This is a genomic window from Ruegeria sp. AM2, assembly GCF_056540685.1.
On record NZ_JBQFXE010000001.1, the window covers coordinates 725,709 to 746,896 of the forward strand.

A 21,188-nucleotide genomic window follows, 5' to 3' on the forward strand; every position below is an offset into this window, starting at 1 on the left:
ATCATGGCCGTTCGGCTGGCCTAGGACGACACGGGCGTTTTCACCGGCCAGCTTTTTTGCCCCTGACGGCGGCATGGCTGCGGCCTCACCACTTGACACAGGATTGTTCCAAGGGGATTTCAGAGTACCGCCTTGGCGGCGTTGGACCCATGTCGATTTTCGATCAGTGGTCACATGTGACGTACGTGTTTTTCCAAGCAAAATTATATACAAGCCGGATCACCAGCACGTATGCTGACAACACTTTTCAGGTTGACGCCCAGCCGCAGGAGGTGACTTCGTGCTTAATTTGACGCTGCCCATTCCACTGGTGCTTGTTGCCGCGCTAACCGCAATTTTGGATCGGTGCTCGGGGTCGGATACAAGCGTGGCGCTGGGGGTGCTCGCACGTGATCGGGTTGCCTTGACGGCCACCGCAAACGAAGTCGTCGTGAATCTGCCAGTGGCCGAAGGCACGACCGTCAAAGCGGGCGATGTTCTGGTACAACTCGACGGCACGTTGCAAACGGCAAAGCTGAACCTGGCCCGAGCTGAACTAGAGAAGGCCGAGGCGACCCTGCTAAAGCTTCAGGTCGGGCCGCGTGAAGAAGAAATCGCGATTGCCGAGGCCAAAGTTGCCGGGGCCGCAGCGCGGCTGGCCGACGCCGAGGCGACGTATGACCGGAATTCCAAATTGGTCGTCAATTCGGTCGTGACTGAATCCAAGCTGGAACAGGACCTCGCATTGCGGGATTCTGCGCGGGCCGAACTGGCCAGTGCGCGCGAGTCACTGAAAGAACTGCAAAACGGCACACGGCCCGAAGACCTGGCGGTGGCTGAGGCAAATGTGCGTGCAGCGAACGCATTGGTCGAGGCCGAACAGACCGTTCTGGACGACCTGACCGTTGTTGCAACACGCGATGGTGTGCTGGACTCTCTGCCTTGGAACCTCGGTGAGCGCGTGACCTCGGGCAGCCCTGTGGCGGTCATGGTAACCGGACAAATCCCTTACGCGCGCGTCTACGTACCTGAGCCCCATCGCGTGCATCTCAAGACCGGCGACAGCCTGGAGGTCCGCGTTGACGGCCTGAGCGATCCGCTTCAGGGCGTCGTCCGCTGGATCAGCGATGACGCTTCGTTCACCCCGTATTACGGTTTGAACAAGGACGATCGCACGAGGCTCGTGTATTTGGCTGAGATTGACCTGCCAGACGCGTCACCCGACTTGCCCGCCGGAGTTCCCGTACAGGTGACCATGCCATGAGCGATCTGGTGGTTTCCACCAAGGCCCTGACCCGTCGGTTCGGAGAAAAGACAGCGGTGGACAATCTGGACCTCGAAATCCGGACCGGTCAGATTTACGGCTTTCTGGGTCCAAACGGCTGTGGCAAGACGACCACGATGCGTATGCTGACGGGGTTGCTGACGCCCAGCAGCGGAACCATCTCGGTTCTGGGAAAGTCGATGCCGCAAGCGGCGGAACCGCTGAAAAGCGATATCGGCTATATGACCCAGATCTTCTCGTACTACCGCGATTTGACGGTGTTGGAGAATCTGAGATTCGCAGCCGAGATTTACGGCGTCCCTCGAAACAAGGCTGCGGCTCGGATCGATGAATTGCTGCAGACCTATGACCTCGTGGACAACGTCAATCAGCTCAGCGGCAGTATGAGTGGCGGGCAACGTCAAAAGCTGGCACTAGCTGCGACCGTTATTCACCACCCCAAGCTGCTGTTTCTCGACGAGCCCACGTCGGCTGTGGACCCCGAAACGCGGCGTACATTCTGGGAGCAGCTGTTTGATCTGGTCGATCAGGGCGCAACCATGATCGTCTCCACGCATTTTATGGACGAAGCCGAACGTTGCCATCGTCTGGCCATTCTGGAACACGGCGTGAAAAAGGCGGATGGATCACCGCGGCAGTTGATGACAGACTTGCAAGCCACTGTTGTCGAGGTCGAGGGTCCGAACCTCAGAAAAATCAAACACGAGTTGGACGGCAGACCCAAAATCCTGTCGACCGCGCAGATCGGATCGCGATTGCGTGTCCTGGTCGACAAGGCAGAACCTGAACCCGCGAAAATGCTCCAATCCCTTTTGCAAGCTCATCCGGAAATATCGTTGACAGTGCAACGTCCAAACCTCGAGGACGTATTCGTCAGTGCGACGCGGGGGGCCAAGCCGTGATCTCAGCCCGTCGCGTATCCGCCGTATTGAAGAAAGAGCTGCTGCAGCTCCGCCGGGACAGAATGACCTTCGGCATGGTCATCATGATCCCGTTGATCCAGTTGCTGCTGTTCGGATACGCGATCAACACCAACCTTCGCCACGTCCCTGTGGCTTTGGTGGATCAGGCACAGTCCGAGCTGTCTCGGACGATGGCGCAATTGGTGCAAGCGACGCAGGTTGTGACGGTGACCGAACGCTTGAACACCCCCGAGGACGCAGAACGCGCCATCACGGAATCTCGGGTGCGTGCAGCACTGATATTGCCGCCCGATCTGGACAATCGGATAGCACGCAGCCCCGCGGTCGGTCTTGGCCTGCCCGATGCGACGAACCAGACCAGCAGCCGACCTGTCGCGCACTGGATCGTCGATGGCTCGGACACGATGGTGGCAAGCGCAATCAAATCGCTGAGAACGATGCCCCTGACCGAATTGATGAAACAACCGCCGAACCGGCAGGTCCCAACGTTCGAAGTAACCTTGTACTTCAACCCCGAGCAACGATCGGCCGTCAATATTGTGCCCGGTCTGGTGGGGGTGATCCTGACCATGACGATGATCCTCTTCACCTCGGCGGCAATTGTGCGCGAACGGGAAAGGGGCAACATGGAGATGTTGATCAACACGCCGATCCGCTCGGTCGAGTTGATGATTGGCAAAATCATACCCTACATCTTTTTGGGGCTGATTCAGGTCGCGATCATACTGGGCCTCGGGCATGTGCTGTTTGACGTGCCGATGAATGGCGGGCTGGGGGTTTTGCTGGTGGTGACCTTGCTGTTCATCATTGCCAGCCTGTCCCTGGGATTGGTGATTTCGACGCTGGCCGGAAATCAATTGCAAGCCATGCAGATGACGATTTTTGTCCTGCTGCCATCGATCCTGATGTCCGGCTTTATGTTCCCATTCGACGGCATGCCCAAGCCGGTGCAAGTCATTGCACAGATTTTACCCGCGACACATTTCATGGACATGATCCGAGGCGTCGTCTTACGGGACGCATCTCTGTTTGCGCTGCGCTGGGACATTTTGTGGATGATCGGCTTCATCGCCGTCGGATTGCTGGTCGCAACGTTCCGGTTCAAAAAACGACTGGATTGACGCGTTCACATTGGGTTGTTCAATCGCGTTCCAAATACGGTGGCATTCAACCTGTTTTCCCCCAATCAGTCAGATCGGGGGAATGTGCCTATTTTAAAGGGCCTCGGACCTTACTCAAGGAAGCTCTGCTTGAGTACAACCTCATTAGAGACCGAGGACCCAAGGCGATCAGTCCGGTCAAACCAGGCCTCGACAATCATCGTTTTGCCATCCTGAACGGTTGTATCGAGCGTAAAGCTTCCGTCCGATTGGATCGGAGCCACCCGCCAGATCGGCGTGCCGCCCGGACCATCGACAAGCATCCTGATCCGCGCGGTCAGCGGTTGATCGTCGGCCAGATTGATCTGCGCGTCAGTCAAAACCAGAAGGCGCCCGTGCACGACCACGCGACCATGGAACCACGTGCCCCTAACGATCTCGAGGTTCGTTCGGTATCTGGGCCGCACATGGTAAAAGCAGCTGCCCCAAATCTCGTCAGCTTCCTGAGACCTGCGCCATGCGGTCAGAAGGAACCCGCTGTCATTATTGCAACCAGGCCGTATCACCGCATCATCCAGTTCCAACGTGCAATTGAACACGCGCGACTGGCCCGAAGGAATCGTTTGTTCCCGTGGCGAGATGGTCAGCTTGGAACCATGCGGCAAACCGCTGGGCACCAACGCCGCGATTTCTGATTCCACGCGGTCGTTGTGAACCTGCATCGGGAAAGTGATCGGAGCATAGGGCGAACCGGTCAATGCTTCGAAATCGAACACGTTCTGCTGCGCGTTGTTGTTCTGCAGCTTGACGTCATCCGAGGCCAGGGCAACCGTGTCCCCGGTTGCCGGATCAACACCACTGGGGATTGTCCAGTCGATAATCTCCATCCGCATGCACTGATGCACGTTGGTCGAATTGTCGACATTCCAGTCAAATACCGCGATCTCGTTGGCACCGGCCCCTACCGAAGGGATGGTCTGAGTTCCACGATTGACCCAGCGCCCGTCGTCGCCCGAGCCTGGCGGGTCACACACGAACCAGCGCACTTTGACGTCTTCGGCCTGCACATTCCCTGCATTGTGAACGCGGGCGACTACATAATGCGTTTCGGTCCCGCTTGCGGGATAACGCACGGTTTCGCCCTGATCCGTTGGCGTTCCAACCGGATAAACGCGCGGCACTGTCGGGTCAGGGTTATCACCAGGCCAGTCGACCCAGATATCCGGACTTTTCCAACTGGGCACGTGGTCCTGGAAATGTAGATCGATATATTCCGCCTGTTCGCGCTCAACCCGTACCCGGTAGACTGGAATCGTCCCGCGTACGGTACGAATGTCCGACACTTCGGCGGTGCACCCTTTGACCGGGAATTCCGGCGCGGCGGCAAAGTCCCAAGTGTCATTTACCGCGCGCAGCTCGGTTCCGTCGTTCAAAAGATGCACGGATCGGCGGTACAGGCCATTCACAGCCCAGTGCCGATCTGAATTTGGGTCCAACCCGTTTGTCGCAATCACCGTCGGCTCGGGGCTTAGGTTCTGCGAGAAATTCGAACCCGAAGCCCGCAATTCCAGGAAAGCTGTCACACCACCGTCGCTGCCCAGGTTCAGCTTCATCAATTGACCAATCGGCACGGTCCCTCCGACCTCGTCGCGCACATCCGTGCTCATCGCGTTATCCCAATATTCAACCGGAACCAGCCAAGCCTCGGTGACGGACGTCCCCGTAGGCGACGGCAGGTCGACAAAAATCGTCCGGTTGATGTTCGGGTCCGGGTCGTCAGGGATCCAGCCGAGCTTCCATTTCGACCAACCGCAGAAATGATGGAAGTTGACGTTACCGCCCGCCATCATCGCCCAAGGGTCAACATAATCGACATCGTCCCGATACCCGTTCGCAGAATAGAGGTCAGGCAGACCGATGGCGTGGCCGATCTCATGCGCCATGACACCGGCCTGATTTGTCATCTGTGCATTGTTGAAGGCGTTGAAGCGCTGCCCGATTATCCGCGACGTGCCCATCTGGACCGGCTCCTCTCCGCCTGGCGGGTTTTGGTCTGTGGCGTAATGGCCGCGTGCGTACATCCGTTTGCCACCAAAACCTGCCGGATCGTCACAAGTCCATTGATCAGCCGCCGGAATACTGGGATGCGGCGCGCCCACATGCGCAATCATCATGACATCGAAATTGTCGAACATCGCCTCGACGGTGTTTCGATCCCATGCCGTTGTCGCGCGAATATGCTCCATAGCTGCGGTAAACGTATCATCGGCAAGGTCAACCGAATGGCGCAGCGCATTGGAGTTGTTTGGACCGCTTTCACTGCCCGGATTAGGCATGGCCGCATCCCAACCCGTGCCCGCCAGGCCCGAGCTTGAGACACGCTCAATGTCGGCCAACTGCCCGCCGGTATCTGCCGTCAAATTCACGCTTACGGTCACTTCCTGTGCGCCGGCATCGAAATTTGTCGAGGCTGTGGTGCTGAAATATGCAGCGCTTCCGCCTACGCCTTCCCCAGCATCCGCGCGCGTGGCACGCAGACATTCACGAAAATATGAGCTGACAGCGCCCGTGCTGCTCATAACCCCGGGAATATCTGCAGACGACAGCCCCAACGCAGCCAACGGGGCTGCGGGTACCGCAGGTCCGGTCACGGAAATTCGTCCCTTCTGTGTGGCACCCCCGCCGGCCGAGGCGATGCGGAACTGACCCTGTGCACGACCAAAGGCCGTATCGCTGCTCGAAATTCGAATGCGGCGGAACTCAACATCCTGAATCAACACGGGGCTTCCGGTAATGCCCGCTTCGGCAGCCCGGATCGTGTTTGTGAGTAAATCGCCCAGATCGCTAAGGAACCCGGCAATGTCTCCACCCTGATTGACCGTCAGGTTCGTTGCCGGGAAATTCAACGTTAGTACGTGAGAGTCCCCGGTCTGGGTTTCGACAGTCAGTTCCAGAGTCTCGGTTCCGTCAAAGGTCAGGGATACCGGGAAATCGCCTTGATCGGCGCTGCTCCACATAGCGGCGAAAGGCACATCATAGGTCTTGACCGCTCCGGCACGTGGATTTGCGCGCATTTCAAACGCTTCGGTGCCGTCCAGAACAACAGGATTCGCCCAGTCGGCAGGCATGACCGCCTGCAGACCCCCGGCCCGGAAGCTGTCCCACCAGTAGCTGGCCTGCGACTGAGGCAACACCAATGGCGTTCGCGTGCCGCCAATGTCGTGACCGAACACGGTGAAATTGATCGACATATCGCCAAAGCTGCACTCGTCGTAATAGTCATCGACGGTCGCAAAAATTTTCGCCGAGACCTGGTCGATCAGCTCGGTCATGTCGGGATCGCCGTAGGTCTGCCCGCCGTCGACCACTGGGAATATGCAGATCTCAACGGTTGGATTGACAGCTGCTCTTGGATTTCTTCGACCCCAATAAGTAACAGTCTTTGCGGGTTTCGGGATCAAGACACCAATGTCGCCCGGAATCCGCGGATTTAACTCAGCCACATAATCTGCCACACGCCATGCTTCGAGCTGCGCTTTGCGCGGCAGCCTGATCAGCATATTCTGCGTGTGGGTCTGACCTGCGGCAATCTCGGAACCAACCCGATCAACCTTGCGTTCGAATTGAACATTCAGGCGACGATCCAGCACAGCCATGCGTGTACCAGATGCACCGATGGCGACCACATGGCTGGTCGCCTTGTGGAATTTGTAAACGGTGAAGCCCAACTGGGCGGAGTGACGGTCATCGCATGGCTCATCATCACCCGGGTCATTCGGGTCGCGGGGGGTGTCATCATCTCCGTCTCCGCCGCCATCGGGATGGCATTTGCAATCACATCCACAACGTTCAAGAAGCACCCGCAAAACATAGCAGATTCTGGCTAATGGATCAGCAACACGCGCCGTCGCTTCGGGCAACGCAGCGCGCATATCGACCTTTTGAACCAATCCACCCTTACGCGCCAAAATCAGGTGCGTTCCACCTGACACTGCAGCGGCTGAGACGCGATCAATGTCAAAGTGGTGCATCTCAATCCCGCCCGAAACCGCGTCCGAGCCTGTCATCACCAGGCGCAGCTCTCCGGAGTTTCGTCCCAACAGGATGTTATGACGACCGGGATCAAGCGCGGTTAGATCACCGTCCAATGGAAACGGCCCCAGCCTTTCGGCCTGTCCGGTACGCCGATTGACTTCGACCAATGCGCGGTGGCCGTCCCGCTCAGCAACCGTCAGTACAAGTTTGCGGCGCAGAACGACCATGTCGGAAACCGTGCCATCAATCTTGGCAGATACCGGGTGAACCTTCGGTTCGGCGGCAAGCCCTTCAACCTCGGGGCAATTTGGCCTTGGTCGGAAATCAATCGCCAATGCCCGCCCTTCGTCGTCGATCCCATAAAGAAGCAACGGCGTGGACGCGCCGGTCGCATGGGCCTTGATGATCGTGGCCTCGATCTTTGAATGGATCAGTGGGTCTTTGTCCGCGTCAAGATCGTCAAACGCGCGTACTGAAACCGTCTTTTTCCCGAATTCAGCCACGAATTGATCGTCCGGTCCGAATAGGACGACGGGTCCCTGACCGACTGGATCGCCGGTCTTGCCTTCGTCGCTCGTGTCTTTTGAGTGTGTCTCACCCGGTCGGCACCATCCTGCCTGATTTGCCTTACCGCCAGTGCGCGTCGCGCGGTAGCCGATTTGACGAACGGTGTTAGGGGAATTGCTGGACTCTGCCATGGGGAATCTCCGTAACAAATAGAAACCAGAGGGGAAAAATACCCCTCTCAAATGCTCAAAATGAAACCAGATTTTCTGTGGCGGTTTTTCTAGGTGCGCCCGATCGTTCAAAGAAGATTTGAACCCGGATCAGCGAGCCTGACCGAGCACATCGGTGCCACTATAATCCGTACAAAGTATACTACGATTCCCGTTTTTGGAGAATCGGAAACCGAGAACAAGCCTCAGATCGGCGCATCTGCGCCCATGGTCCTTACCGGTACCAAAGGATCAAACCGCCAGAAACCCGCAAGTTGCTCTTAGGCGTTCAGCCAGCGTTTCGCCTAGGGTAGATCGTCAAGCAGCATTGGATATAGAAGGTTTCCGGCATTTGGGCCCGCGCCCAGGTAATCCACCCATTGGTCAGTGGACTCGTTATAGCGCCTGTACCGCTCGATTTTGTCGTAAAGCCCATTAACGATCGTTTGTTGTTGAGAAATCGGCAGGCGCACCCAGTCGTCCTCGGTGATTGACATGATCTGAGACTTGTAAGGCAAGTCAGAGAGATATTCGTCGAGGGCCACCGCCTCGGCGAGGCTGGGGTCTGACTGCCGTGAGACTTTATCAGGCCTACGGCTCATATCCGCAGCGACTCCCAGCACCTGGGTGAAGAACTGGTCTGGGTTGACCACGTTCCTTTCGGCCTGATCGACAATAATCCTGAGCGCTTCTTCCAGATTGCTCAGATCAGCTTTGGAAATCAGCAACCGGATCGATAACGGTTTCAGCCCGGTTCGATCAAAATCGCGATCCGCAACAAATGCTTCGAACAAATCCGGCGCGCGGGCGTTTTCCGTCTTTCCCAGATAGGCAAGCTGCATGGTGCGACCGGCAGTGTTCAACCCGCTGAACGTGCCGCCATCCTCGTTAACGATGGCATCTTCATTCAGCACTTCGTCCCCACCACTGCGACGGTACGACGAGGTTTGCTGCGCCACGATCTGCCCCAGATTGCGCGCCGTTTCCTGGTATAGCGCGGGATCCCCATTCTCAATCGGGAAATACAATGGTGCCGAATTCGGATAGGCTGTCAGCTGCTTATACGCCGCCTCGGCCGAGGGGTGATCCTTTGCGCCACGCGGTGTTCGCAGGTGCATAACGGCCATGGCACCTCCGATACGTTCCCGTATGATACGGTTCAGGCTTTCCGCGCTCAGTCCTGTGGCCGAGAATTGGTCGTCGAATTCGCGCGGACCCGCATCTGTGACAAGCACGATGAACCGCGCGCCGAATTCGCCCCAATCCATGTCTTCCAGAGCGTGCTCAATGCCGCGATAGCTGTCCTCGCGGAAATTCTTGCTGCTGGTATCGGCTTCTTGCATCTGATCGATACCGTTTAGGAAATTCTGAACAGACAAGCCCTCTTGCAGATCGACAAACGTGCGCACGTCGTAGCCCAGCGCGGGTGCCGCAGACAGGTTGTCGCGATAGCCGACCAGCCCGAAGCTGACGGCATCGGCTGCATCTGAGCCAGCGGCTTCCTTGTAGACCTCTTGCAATGCCTCGCGCGTGGCTCGGATGTAGGGTTCCATCGAAATCGTCGTGTCGACCACGAAAACAACGGCTGTTTTCAGGTCGCCTGCGTCTTGAGAAATCGGCAGGTCTGCGGGCTTTGGAGCATTTGCGCTGGCCACTGCCACCTGTAGCAGATTGACGAAGGGTCCGATGTCGAACACCGCTTCTTCGACCGAAAGGATCGGCATGACATACAGGTTCTGCCGCTGGTCAATCACCTCGCGCGGGCCAAGCGCAATCACCGTTTCAGATGGCGTGCCGCCGGTTTCGGCCTTTAGCGCTTCATCCCGCGCGCCCTCGGCCAATTGGGCGGGGTTTTCGCTTTCGATGATGTCGTAGATTGGATCAATGTCATTGAAGAACAAAACCCTGCCGACATTGTCGCTGCCTTCCAGCGTCGCGACAATGTTTTGGTTCCACGCAACGGACGCCGATTCAGGAATCCACACCAAGTTTTCACCCTGGTCATTGGGCCCGATCTGCATCCAGTCTCCGTTGCGATCATAAACGAAGAAAACTTGCAACGGTGACAGCGCCTGAACGCCCTGCTCGCTTTCTGGCTCGGCTGTAGCCTGCACTTGTTCACGGATGAGCACGCGCTGGAACAGATTGGTCTTCCCTTCGATCGGCAAGGGTGATGGGTTTTGTGCCACTGCAGCGCCTGCCGTGACCAACAAAAGCACGCCCAGAACATGGATCAGTTTTGGTAGATGCATCATATCACTCCCCCAGCCGATTCACGGCATCCTGAGCCGGTGCAGAACCCAGGTCCGCCGCCCGGCGATAAAAGCGCAGCGCCGCCGCCGGATCGGGGCGCGGAAATGGCGACGTTGTTGTGGTGTGCGTTTTCGGATCGTACATTTCGGCAATCAAAACGTTTGCGTCGGCTCGATCTTGTTGCGCGATCTCTTGATTGTTTGTGATCTCCATAAGCGCGCCAAGCGCAGCCTCAAGGTTTTGGGTGCCTCCCTCGTCCAACAAGGCTCGCGCAGAGGTCAATGGATCATCCGAAGCAACCGCCTCTCGCGCCACAACTACGGATTGGTCGACCTTAGCCGACGACCCGCCTGCACCGTTCAAGAAATACCAAGCGCCCCCGGCGATGATGGCAAGCCCGACCACAGCAGCAGCGATCAGGGGCATTTTGCTTCCGCCTTCGGTATCACCCTTAGGCTGGGGTTTTCCCGAAGGCTCGGCGCCAGAGGGCTTGGCCTGACCGGACGCACCGCCCAGCGCCTTTTGGAAGAGACCAGGAAGATCGCTGGGGCGATCCTTGGGATTAGCCTTCAGCAACTGTTCCAGAGCCATTTTCAAGCCAGGAGAAACCTTGGAGCCATCAATGTGCACATTCGTTTTGCGATCCTCGACAGCAGCGAACCCCTTGCCCTCTCCGGGTAATTCCAAACCAGCGGTTCGCATCAGGACCAGACCCAGAGCATAAGCATCAGTGGCCGCCGAAACATCATTCCCGAACAGACCCAGCTGTTCTGGAGCGCAATAGCGGAGTTTGCCCGCAAAACTATCTCCGATGATCGACTTGTCGGTGCCCACGCTGTCTGAGGCCAAACCGAAATCAATGAACTTGGCCTGGTTGATGTCTTCGTGCGAGATCATGACATTGTCGGGCGCCACGTCTCGGTGCACGATCCCCAGCTTGTGGATAGCCTCCAGCCCCTCGGACAGGCGCAGCCCCAGTTTCAGGACGTCCTCTGGCGACAGCCGCGCGCCCTTCTTCAGATAATGAGACAGCGGATGACCGGGAACGAATTCCATGACCAAAAACAAACGCCCGTCCTTGTCCAGCATCGAAGTTTCGAACCGCACGACCGCCTCGCTGCGGACAGTACGTAGCAGATTGGCCTCGCGGCGAAACAAATCCACCGCCTTTTTGTTTTTTGCGAATTCAGGGGTCATGACCTTTATGGCCACCTCGTGCCCACTGGCCCGGTTCAGGCCGCGAAAGGTCGCCCCCATGCCGCCTTCGCCCAACAGAGACTTGATCTCATACGTATCCTGAAGAACGCTGCCGGGGCGCAAACCCAGTACCGAATGTTCCATATCCCCTCACCTCCGGTTTTTCAGACTTATCGCGGCGTGTTTTGTAAAGTTGCGAATGTCCATGATTTGAAAACAGATCCCGGCGAATACCAGCGACCACGTGATGCCGAACACAACCGTCAGGAAGGCTCCGATGATAGTCTTGAAATCCGGTCCGAAAGGCGGGATCTGCAGCAACACAATCGCCGCGATGCAGAAGAACAAGATAAAAAACCCAGCCGCGATCCAGACTAGAACCTCAAGCGATTTACTCAAAACATCCCGCATCTCATCACCTTTCAATATCAATCTTCAACAAACGACAGCGCCACATCCTGAAAGTTCTGTGCAATCTCATCGAGGTCCGAGAACCCCGCAACAGTGCGTGCGCCGATATGATCCTGTACCATGGCAAGGCAATTCTCGCGCTCGCGACCGCGACCGGCCTCGGTCGGGTAGATGAAGTCGATTTGTTTGCGCAGCAGCGTCGGTGAATACTGGTCTACCAGACCCTCAATCAGGTTTGCGTATTCGACGATATCCGCTTTGGCCTTGGCCTCCAGTTCAGCCAGCTTTGCCTGCGCGTCGGCCTTGGCGGCAAGGACTTCTTCCAAAAACTCCTGATCGCCACTTTCCCGTGCCTCGGCTTCCAGCGCATCCAGCTCGGGCTGGATGGTCAGCGACGAGACCAAGGCATTCAGATAACGGCGGATGGCCTGACCGCAGACCAGAACGCCAGAGGTCAGGATCAACCGGATCGACTGGTCGCGCTGTGCGTTCCGCTCGACCCGCCCTCGATTAAGCGTGTCCTTGATGACCGCCAACTGAGTTTTGGTCCGGTCTGAAAGGGTTTCTGCTGAAATCTCGTCCAGCAAATCCATGGCTTCTTGTTCGCTGGCGGCAACGGCAAGGCCTTCATCGGGGCGTGCCAGTTGATCCAACCCGTCTATCAGCGCCTGATCCTGATCGGCTGACGTGATCGCCAAACCCTGTAAAACAAGCCGGGTGCCGGTGAACCGATCTACTGACGCCGTGTTCGAAAGAATGTCGAAAGGCGGAACTTCATACCGGGTGGCCGAGTTGATGTCGGCAAGCGGTGTGCGTGCGTCCCCGCCCCGTTTGACAAAACCACCCGCCTGACCGTGCAAACGCCCATGCCGCACCAAAGCAAATGGATCGCCCACGATCTCGGCAGCGTTTCCAAGCATGTCATGCAAGCCCAGCGGATTAGGCTTCAAAGACCCGATCACCTGAACCTTGCCGCCTGCTGACGCCGTTCCGCCATGGGCGATATACTCATCCTGAGGCGTGCCTTCGGGAACAGGCGGCAATGGCGCACGAAACAGCGCCTGGTCGACGGACAGGCCGCCACGAACGGAATATTCCCACTCTTCTTCCGTGGGCAGGCGCAGATAGCCACGTGTGTCGCCGACACGCGGCAAGGCCTCTGGCGCATTTTGCATGAGCCACAGTGTATAAGCCTCGGCGAAACGTTGAAAATCCAGCCGCGTCTGTTCTACGGCTGGAACAAAGGCGCGTCGGCGCGGTTCCTTTTCCGGACATGTCGCAGTCATGACGACGTCCCATTGCGCCTGTGCCAACTCATATTTGGCCATATAGAAGTAACCCTTGGCGGCGCCGTCCTCATCTTCGAAGGCCCCTGACACAAAAGCCCGCCGCAAACCGTTGAGATAGGGTTGCTCGCCACCTTCCTGCCCCAGTACAACGGCCACATCACCGATCACGCCATCGGTGTTCGGCGTTGCAACCTTTCGGAATGTCATCGCACCACCGCACGGCATCGGCAGCGTAAGATCTCCGTCGGCAGGTTGAGGGTTATAGTATTTTTCGCGCCAGGTGATGTCCTGTGCCTGTGCTGTAGTGGCCAGGACCACCAGGCCAATTAATGGGGCAAGTGTCAGTCTAAGCATGGGTCAGCACCTCTTGAGGTTCAACGTTGCGCACGGCGATCACCGCCCAAACCGCCGCCGTCACCGCAGTAACTGCACCCAGCAAAAGCGTTGCGGCAACATCGCCGACATAAAGGCGAGCGACAGCCTCGCCGGTGGTGTCGAAGGTCACATTGATGGCCAGCAAAAACGGAGCAATGATGACCAAAGTTGCAGCCACGCCGCCCATGACCAAAGCCAGGCTTTGCACGACCGGGATCAGACACCTTTGGCGTTCGGGCATTGTCAGCATCGAAAACAGGCTGAAAATCACACGCTGACGCTCGACCATGCCGCGCAAGTTTGCAGACATTGCCGCCCAAAACCCAAAAACGGCCAGCGCGGCAATTGCCGTGAACAGGATGTTGAGGTTGCGACGGAACGACAGCAACAAAGCTGCGTTTTCAGCGCGGGGCCTGGACTGCACCCCGACCGAGGTCAGGTATTCCGACACAGCGCCGATGTCGTCCAAAGATCGCGTATACAATCTGAAACTGGCGTAGTTTTCAGGTTCGTCCACCGGTTCGGTCCAATTTGCCGGGGTGGCTGAAAGGTCGTCGCGAAACCGCTCCACTGCAAGCAAATCCGGGACCGACAAAAAAACGGCCGCGCGGGGCCAGATTTCCGACGGCACAATGCCGATGATCTGTAGATCACGCCGGGCATTTTCGCGCTGACCATCGACTTCGCGGCCAATGATCATGTCCAGACTGTCTCCTGGCTGTGCGGAAAGATCCTCGGACAAGGTTTCTGAAATCCAGACCCGCCCGCCTTCGACCGGCTCACCGCTGATCAAGGGATCACCAGCCGCAGAGGGGATCAACGGCACGGCGCGTTCAAGCCTGCGGGCAGCCTCATGGCGAATGGCATTGGCAGAGGTGTTGATGGATCGTGTGGCTGGTACGACGAACGCAACATCGTCGCGCGCATTCAATGCAGCAAAGAACGCCGCATCATGTTGATCCGCGCCAATAGCCAGAATTTCCCGGTTCGACGGGTCCTCGATCAATCGACCAACCATGGTGCCAATCACGCCGTTCTTCAGGGCCAGAACAATCAGCAATGGTCCCAAAACCCCGGCAAGCGCGGCGATAAAACACAGCGCTGCCTGCCAGTCATGCCGCAGTTCACGCAACGCCAAAGTGACAGGTATCCGCATCGTCAGGCCACCTTTATCGCCGCCCGACCTGCGGTCGAGAAAATGGAATAAGCCTGCCCTTGATGATTGACTATCCGATGGTCGGCACGTGGCGTCAGCGCGAATTCTCCGGTCTGGGCCTGATGGCTGGCGAGAACGACAGCAGACCCAGCCTCGGCCGCCAGATGAACGATCAAAGCCTCGACCTCGGTGACATTTGCCGGGTCCAGCGCGGAAACCGGTTCATCAAGCAACAGCAGTGCAGGTTGGCCAAGCAACGCGCGCGCCACCGAGACCCGCTGTCTTTGCCCGACGGACAATTGACCGGGCTTCCGCGCGGTGAAGTCGCGCAATCCCAGTGCCCGGATCAAATGATCCAACCAGTCCCGGTCCACCGAACGTTCCGCGACTCGCATCGGCAGTGTGACATTTTCCAATAGATTAAGATAAGGTACCAACGTGTTGGTTTGCAGAACAAACCCCAATTTGTCCGGGCCCGCGAAATCGGAACGGGGCATCTTTGGGTTGATACGCACGCCGTCGATGATGTGCCGCGTGTCCGGCAGTTCAGCCAGAGGCAGCGCGCCCGCGATCAGACCCAACGCCGTGCTTTTACCCGCACCGCTTACGGCGTCCAGAACGATGCTTTCACCCGCGCGCAGGTCAAGTTCCTCGATCACCACAAAAAACCCCGGCGCACGTTCTATACCCAGATTCCGGACTGACAGAACGGTCCGTGCGGTGTCAGGTTCGTCTGAGGACAAGATCGATCCCTCCCAGCGCAACTTTGGATTTGGTGTTGATCTGCACCGGTTCGTTTGGTTTCAGGCGACGCCCGTCGACTTTGGTACCGTTGGACGAACCCAGGTCGGTCAACATGATCTTGCGTCCCTGCAACGAAAGGCTTGCGTGACGGCGGCTGAGGTCACGATCGCCGACCACAAATGTGTTCTCGCTGGCCCGACCGATCGTGACCCCTGCGCGCAGCTGGGCTGCACTGACATTCAGAGATTTGCCACCGAGTGACAGCGACAAGATTGCGGCACCCTTGGCCTTTGCAGCTTTGGTACTGCCAGATATCAGGCCAGCGCCTTCCCGAGAATTGGATGCGACATAGTACATACCGCCGACAACCGCCGCGCCAGCGCCACACAAAACCGCCAATATGACCCACAGATTGTCGGGCGATGCGCCAACGCGGACAATGTCTGGATTGTCAGGATCGCAGCTGTTCGGGTTGGACGTAAACGGAAAGTTGTTGTCCCTGAGGAATCTGCTGATCGAGTTTGCTGATGACGCGAAATACGTCCCGTCTGCCAGGGATGTATTAAGTCCAAGCGTCGTGCCGCAAGAATCAATCGTGGGACCGCCCGAATTTCCCTTGTTGAACGCGGCCGTGTGCTGAATAATCTCCTGTGTGCCGCGATCATCAAGAATTGTGCCCTGAGAGACCTTGCTTACATGGCCTTGCGTGAGGGTGGTTTCAAAAAGCGCCTGCTCATTGCGGCTTTCGTTGGACAAATCCGACGTGTAGGGAAACCCCACTGCGGCCACAGGTTCACCCTTTTTGATCTCGCCCTCTCGAATGGTCAGTATCTGAGGGGTGTGATCAAAGTTTTCTCTCGGCCTGATCTCCAGAACTGCCATATCCCTTTCGTATGAGACGGATGCAACTGAGACGTCGTATTTGTAGACCCTGTTATTCTTTTTGAAACCGACATAGGCGCTGACGAGGCCCTCAATGACGTGCTGGTTGGTCAGAAAGTAGTATCCATCACCGTCGGGCAACGGAGCGAATACAAATCCTGAACCGAACCCACAGCACCCCTGTTTGCCTGTGACCATTACGCGCCCGACCGCGCCATCGGCCAGTTCGACCACCTCAGAGTTCACCTGAGCATCCGCTTTGGGCGAACCAACGGCAATCATTACTGCGATTGCAAACTTCAAATATCTAAGACAAGTCACAATTTTCACAACATAATTCCACTTGCAATGACGGCGAGCGCCACAATCAGGATGAACATCAAAACCAGTATTGCTGCCCGCTGTCTGCCGCGCGGTCGGGTTGTTCCCGCCCCTGGACGGCGCTGCGGCTTCTTTTGGGCTTTGCGTTTGGGTTTTTCTTCTGACCGTTTCTGGCCACCAAGTTCGATTCCGGCAGCGCGGGCATAATCGCGGGCGGAATGGATACGATCCCGCGGCAACAGGTTGCAGCCCAGATCGATCACGTCCAGCAGCGCATCATCGTAACGCGCGGATACCCTGTTTCGGGTTAGGTTCTGTCTCACCGGCACATAAGGATCACGCCCGGATTTCCGGACCTCCCGCCAGCGTTCTTCTGCATTCGGCGGCAGGCTTTGCGACACCATTTCATAGAGGATCACCGACAACGCAAAGAGATCGCTCCAGGGACCTTCCTGAACATTGCCGCCCAACCCGGTCTTTTCCGGAGGAAACTGTTCTATGGCTGCATACTTACGCGTGAACATTGACCCCGTCGCACCAGCCTTTCCCATGACCCGCGCGGCGCCAAAATCGATCAGAATGGGTTGCCCGTCTTTACGGATCATCACATTGGCGGGCTTCATGTCCCGGTGGACCACACCAATGGTATGGACCGCATCCAGCGCGCCAAGCATGGATTGCAGAAAAGTCAGAACCAGCTCCTGCGGCACATGCCCCCGGGCATCGATCATGCGCGACAGCATTCGGTCCAGAGGATCGCCGTGGATATACTCCATGACGCAATAGGCCGTGCCATGTTTGCGAAAGGCCGCACGCACCCGCATCAACCCCTGTTGCGAAGGCAGATCGCGCAACAGTTCAGCCTCTTCCAAAAACGCCTCAAGGCCCAGCCGGAACAATTGCTGCCCTTCGTTGGTCGGCGTCACCAGGTTGTCGGCCGCGCGTTGCGCGTAATCTGCCGGGAAATACTCCTTAATGGCAAATTTTTCGCCGCTCTTGCGATTGCGCGATTGGTAGGTGATGCCAAACCCGCCCTGCCCCAGCACGCTACCAAGAACGTAACCGGCAAATGTCTCTCCCTTTGGCAGGTGAATAGACACAGGTGTCCTTACCTTTCTGGTTCAACGGGTTCGCCCGGCGTTTCGTTGATTTCGTCGGGTGCGCCTTCCGATTTCGGAGGCACCGTTTCGGAGTCCGGCGTCACGGATTCATCAGGCGGTTCCGTCGTCGAGCCGTCCTCGTCCGGCCCTTGCGGGTCGAGCGGCTCTTGCGGTTCCAAGACCTGGTCGTTTTCATTTATCGGAGCACCTTGCTCAGGCTCCTGTTCGACGGGGCGGTCACCGATTTGCTGTACTTGTCGCGGGGCGGTCTCTTCGGCCGGTTTTTGGGCCTCTTCAGATACCTCAGCGTCGTCACCGCCCGACATCGTTATCGCACCGATCGTTGCACCGATGGCCAGGGCACCCAACGCAATCGACGCGTATTTAAGGGTCTTGTTCCGCCCCGCGCCTTCGCCAAAATTCCACTGGCTGCCACGCAACAGACTGCTCATGCCCTCCTGGACATGAACGTAAACAACCACAGTCGTATTGTCCTGTTTGGGCTTATTCTTGGCTTCAACGGCATTCAGTAAATCCGACGCCACACCACGGGCGTCGTGCCCCTTGCCGCCTTTCAGCAGCGATGCAATCTCCGACGGTGCCAATGTGTCCAGCCCGTCCGAGCACGCCAGGATCATATCACCAGGCTTGAGGTGAACCGCGTTGGCGTCGATCAGCGAAATCTTGTCGCCCATCAAGGCCGAACGCAGCGCATTTCGACGAGGATGCCTATCGGCTTCGTCCTGGGTGATCGTTCCTGCGGCCACCATCTGCAGTAACTCGCCATAAAGCGAATGGTCGGCATTCAGCTTGCGTAACCGCCCTTCGCGCATCAGGTAAAGGCTGCTGTCGCCAACCGAGACCCAGACAAGCCGGTCACCCAGCTTGAGCGCGGCAATTAACGTGCACCCCATTCCTTTCAGGTCGGGTTGACTTGCAATCCGCTGACGCAGCGCTTCATTCGCCGCGTGCAACGCTTCCTGCAACCTTTCACGGGGGCGCGGCGCGGTCGAACCCTCGACGAAGTGCTTTTTGAATGCGGCCAATGCCAGGTTGGCCGCCACCTCGCCGCCTGCGTGACCACCCATTCCGTCCGCAACCAAGATCAGGATATCAGACTTTGGGTCACGTTCGTTCTGATAAACGACGTCAAACGCGTCTTCCTGATTGTCCCGCCGCCCCAGAAGCTGTTTGCCGCTTATCACTGCCATGTGGATCAGTCGTCAGAGCTTTCGGCCAGTTCCGACCAATCGAAATCTTGGTTGCAGAAGGCGACAAATCGGACATGCGTCTGTTTGGACAACTCGATCAAAGCATAGTTTTCAAGCGGCATCGTGTTGGCAACGATCTGGCCGTTTATGCGGCTGATATTGCGGCCCGTCCCTGGTGCAGCAAAAAACACGCGGTTGGCGTCGTCAAAGATGATGCGGAAATGGTCCTTGCCGGAAATCATCTTGTCACCAAAATCCAGCGAAACCCGTTCATCACCATCGCGGCCCAGCGTGTTCATGCCCGAACCCAGATTGACCGACTGGCCCAATCCTGGCCCTTTGACGACCACCAGCCAGCCCGTGATCGGATCAACCATCGGATCAAACTCTGCTTTGCCAGCAAAATTCTTGGCCAGACCGCCGTGATAAATTTCCGTCTTTTCGGATTCGACATATTCCGTCGGAGCCTCGCTGAACGAAGATCCGCCTATGGCATGCGTCGCATCATTGTCCGACCCTGAGATGCTTTCGGTGAAACCATCGCCCGCTTCGAAATCGAGGTCGTCATTTACGTCCTCTTCGTCCTTGTCGAACAACCAGCTTGTCTTGTTGTCATTCCCCATGTCTTTACCTTTCCTGTTCAATGGATCTCAGGCTCAGGCCCGGACCAGTTTCAGGCGTACGGACCCCAGGCCCACAATGTCACCTACGTTAATTCGCTGCGTTCCCTTGATCTTCCGGTCATTGACGAGCGTCCCGTTCAAGCTTCCCATATCATTCAGCGTGAAGCGCCCATCGGAAGAGCCGGTCAGCTCGGCATGAACGCGCGAGACACCGCCATCCGGGATCACGACAGCGTTCGAACTGCTGCGCCCCAGAGTCGCACGACCGGACGCCACAGGGAATCTGTGACCGTTATCCACGCGCACCAGAAATGCGATCGGAGGCTGCGCGGGGGCGACAATCGTCGCATCTCCTCCGCCCGAACGAACGCCCGGGTCATCAAGTTCCCCTTCAGAACCGTCAAGCTCCAGTTCGTCATCGCCTTCGCCCGAACCGCGGCGCAACAACAATACTGCCAGCAGAAGTAACAATAGCACCAGGACACCCGCCCCGATGTAAACATACATGGCTGGCAAGCCAAAAATCGTATCCTCATCGGTCTTGGTGTCGGTGTCGTCATCCACTACAGGCGCGGGTGGGACAACGGGACGGAATTCGGCAGAATACACCTGAGTTTTCGTGCGCCCCGGCCGCGCTAGGTCAGGCTCAATCATTTCAATGTTGATCCGCGCGGCGACCGGCTGGCCCACCGGCACGATCAGGCCGGACCCGCGGACCGAATTGCCGTAGGACCGGATGAAATCGGCAACCGCAGCGTCCACCGTTGCAGGGTTTTGCAAAAAGACCTCTTCGATCAGACCATCCTGCCCATCCTTCGGTTCGGTCAGCCGCTTGAGCACGTCAATCCCGCGCGTCGTGCGCGCATCGCCCTGCTCCCGCCAGAACATGCCGAGAGCAGAGACCGAGACACCGGCCGTTTCCGCCGCTTCCGTGATTTCCTCGACCGTGACCAGCCCCTCTTCGTCACCATCGGTGATCAGGATCAGGTTTTTCAGCAGCACATCGTTCTGCTGGTCAAGGATCTCAATCGCGCGGGCAGTGTTTGCGACAAGGCGCGTGTTCTTCTCGGTAATGTCGAGGTCGCTGATGACATCCTCGGCCCCCGAGCGGCGGGTGGAAAACGGAGATAACTCCACGATTTCGTTACCGAACCCGTAGATTGCCACCTTTTCGTCGGACGGAAGGTTCGAGACGACTTGCGCGATCAGGTCCCGTTCGCGATTCCATGTTCCGCGACGGCGGTTGAGCTCTCCTAAGGATAGGTCGATCAGCACCAGTGTCGCTGAAAGGGTCAAATCGCCAGGCAAATCGTCCAGCGACTTGACGAATTCAAACTCGGCCTCTTCGTTGCCCAGCGAAGAAAAGCTCATATTGCCGCGCTCATTGCCCGATGGAACACGAACCAGACAGCTGTCTTCGGGCGCGGGCGCGGCAGGTGCACAATCCAGGATGGCCAAACCTTCAGCCGGTGCCCGGGTTCGTCCGTCCTGTGCGTATGCAGATCCTGCGATGACAATTGCAGCCGCAGCAGCCAGCAGTTTTCGAGAAATTCCGTAAGCCAAAATCCAAGACCCCCCTCAGAAAACG

15 protein-coding genes are annotated in these 21,188 nt (G+C 57.5%); 3 read left to right on the forward strand and 12 right to left on the reverse strand.

Annotated features, from left to right (window positions below; all coding sequences use genetic code 11):
- Positions 1–280: 280 nt before the first annotated feature.
- The 3 genes from ACR0CR_RS03680 to ACR0CR_RS03690 are packed head-to-tail and all read left to right on the forward strand — an operon-like array spanning position 281 to position 3,308.
- Positions 281–1,243, forward strand: coding sequence for an HlyD family secretion protein (locus ACR0CR_RS03680; protein WP_480596833.1), 963 nt, complete (start codon positions 281–283; stop codon positions 1,241–1,243).
- Positions 1,240–2,166, forward strand: coding sequence for an ABC transporter ATP-binding protein (locus ACR0CR_RS03685; RefSeq protein WP_480596835.1), 927 nt, complete (start codon positions 1,240–1,242; stop codon positions 2,164–2,166). The genes ACR0CR_RS03680 and ACR0CR_RS03685 overlap by 4 nt, the downstream gene beginning before the upstream one ends.
- Positions 2,163–3,308: an ABC transporter permease gene (locus ACR0CR_RS03690; protein WP_480596836.1), complete on the forward strand. Its 1,146-nt coding sequence runs from the start codon at positions 2,163–2,165 to the stop codon at positions 3,306–3,308. Before ACR0CR_RS03685 ends, ACR0CR_RS03690 begins: the two co-directional genes overlap by 4 nt.
- A 110-nt stretch (positions 3,309–3,418) precedes the next feature.
- Here ACR0CR_RS03690 and ACR0CR_RS03695 read toward each other — a convergent pair whose 3' ends face one another.
- From ACR0CR_RS03695 to ACR0CR_RS03750, 12 genes are all read right to left on the reverse strand, one after another.
- The gene (locus tag ACR0CR_RS03695; RefSeq protein WP_480596838.1) at positions 3,419–8,020 is read right to left on the reverse strand and encodes an immune inhibitor A domain-containing protein; all 4,602 of its coding nucleotides are present in this window, start codon (positions 8,018–8,020) and stop codon (positions 3,419–3,421) included.
- A gap of 323 nt (positions 8,021–8,343) precedes the next feature.
- On the reverse strand, positions 8,344–10,293 hold the full coding sequence (locus ACR0CR_RS03700) for a vWA domain-containing protein (RefSeq protein ID WP_480596840.1): 1,950 nt from the start codon (positions 10,291–10,293) through the stop codon (positions 8,344–8,346).
- A 1-nt stretch (position 10,294) separates the two neighbouring features.
- The gene (locus ACR0CR_RS03705; RefSeq protein WP_480596843.1) at positions 10,295–11,632 is read right to left on the reverse strand and encodes a serine/threonine-protein kinase; all 1,338 of its coding nucleotides are present in this window, start codon (positions 11,630–11,632) and stop codon (positions 10,295–10,297) included.
- 6 nt (positions 11,633–11,638) lie between these two features.
- Positions 11,639–11,899, reverse strand: coding sequence for a hypothetical protein (locus ACR0CR_RS03710; protein ID WP_480596845.1), 261 nt, complete (start codon positions 11,897–11,899; stop codon positions 11,639–11,641).
- Positions 11,900–11,916: 17 nt separating this feature from the next.
- The gene (locus ACR0CR_RS03715; RefSeq protein ID WP_480596847.1) at positions 11,917–13,542 is read right to left on the reverse strand and encodes a formylglycine-generating enzyme family protein; all 1,626 of its coding nucleotides are present in this window, start codon (positions 13,540–13,542) and stop codon (positions 11,917–11,919) included.
- Positions 13,535–14,719 (reverse strand): ABC transporter permease family protein, encoded by a 1,185-nt coding sequence (locus ACR0CR_RS03720; protein WP_480596849.1) that lies wholly within the window; start codon positions 14,717–14,719, stop codon positions 13,535–13,537. The genes ACR0CR_RS03715 and ACR0CR_RS03720 overlap by 8 nt, the downstream gene beginning before the upstream one ends.
- Positions 14,720–14,721: 2 nt before the next feature.
- Positions 14,722–15,462 (reverse strand): ATP-binding cassette domain-containing protein, encoded by a 741-nt coding sequence (locus tag ACR0CR_RS03725; RefSeq protein ID WP_480596851.1) that lies wholly within the window; start codon positions 15,460–15,462, stop codon positions 14,722–14,724.
- The gene (locus ACR0CR_RS03730) at positions 15,443–16,627 is read right to left on the reverse strand and encodes a trypsin-like peptidase domain-containing protein (RefSeq protein ID WP_480596853.1); all 1,185 of its coding nucleotides are present in this window, start codon (positions 16,625–16,627) and stop codon (positions 15,443–15,445) included. Before ACR0CR_RS03730 ends, ACR0CR_RS03725 begins: the two co-directional genes overlap by 20 nt.
- A gap of 44 nt (positions 16,628–16,671) precedes the next feature.
- Positions 16,672–17,766: a serine/threonine protein kinase gene (locus ACR0CR_RS03735; RefSeq protein ID WP_480596855.1), complete on the reverse strand. Its 1,095-nt coding sequence runs from the start codon at positions 17,764–17,766 to the stop codon at positions 16,672–16,674.
- Between the two features lie 8 nt (positions 17,767–17,774).
- On the reverse strand, positions 17,775–18,977 hold the full coding sequence (locus ACR0CR_RS03740; RefSeq protein WP_480596857.1) for a protein phosphatase 2C domain-containing protein: 1,203 nt from the start codon (positions 18,975–18,977) through the stop codon (positions 17,775–17,777).
- 5 nt (positions 18,978–18,982) lie between these two features.
- A complete protein-coding gene (locus ACR0CR_RS03745; RefSeq protein WP_480596859.1) occupies positions 18,983–19,600 on the reverse strand; it encodes an FHA domain-containing protein in 618 nt (205 codons plus the stop codon).
- Between the two features lie 33 nt (positions 19,601–19,633).
- Positions 19,634–21,163, reverse strand: coding sequence for an FHA domain-containing protein (locus tag ACR0CR_RS03750; protein WP_480596861.1), 1,530 nt, complete (start codon positions 21,161–21,163; stop codon positions 19,634–19,636).
- Between the last annotated feature and the right edge of the window lie 25 nt (positions 21,164–21,188).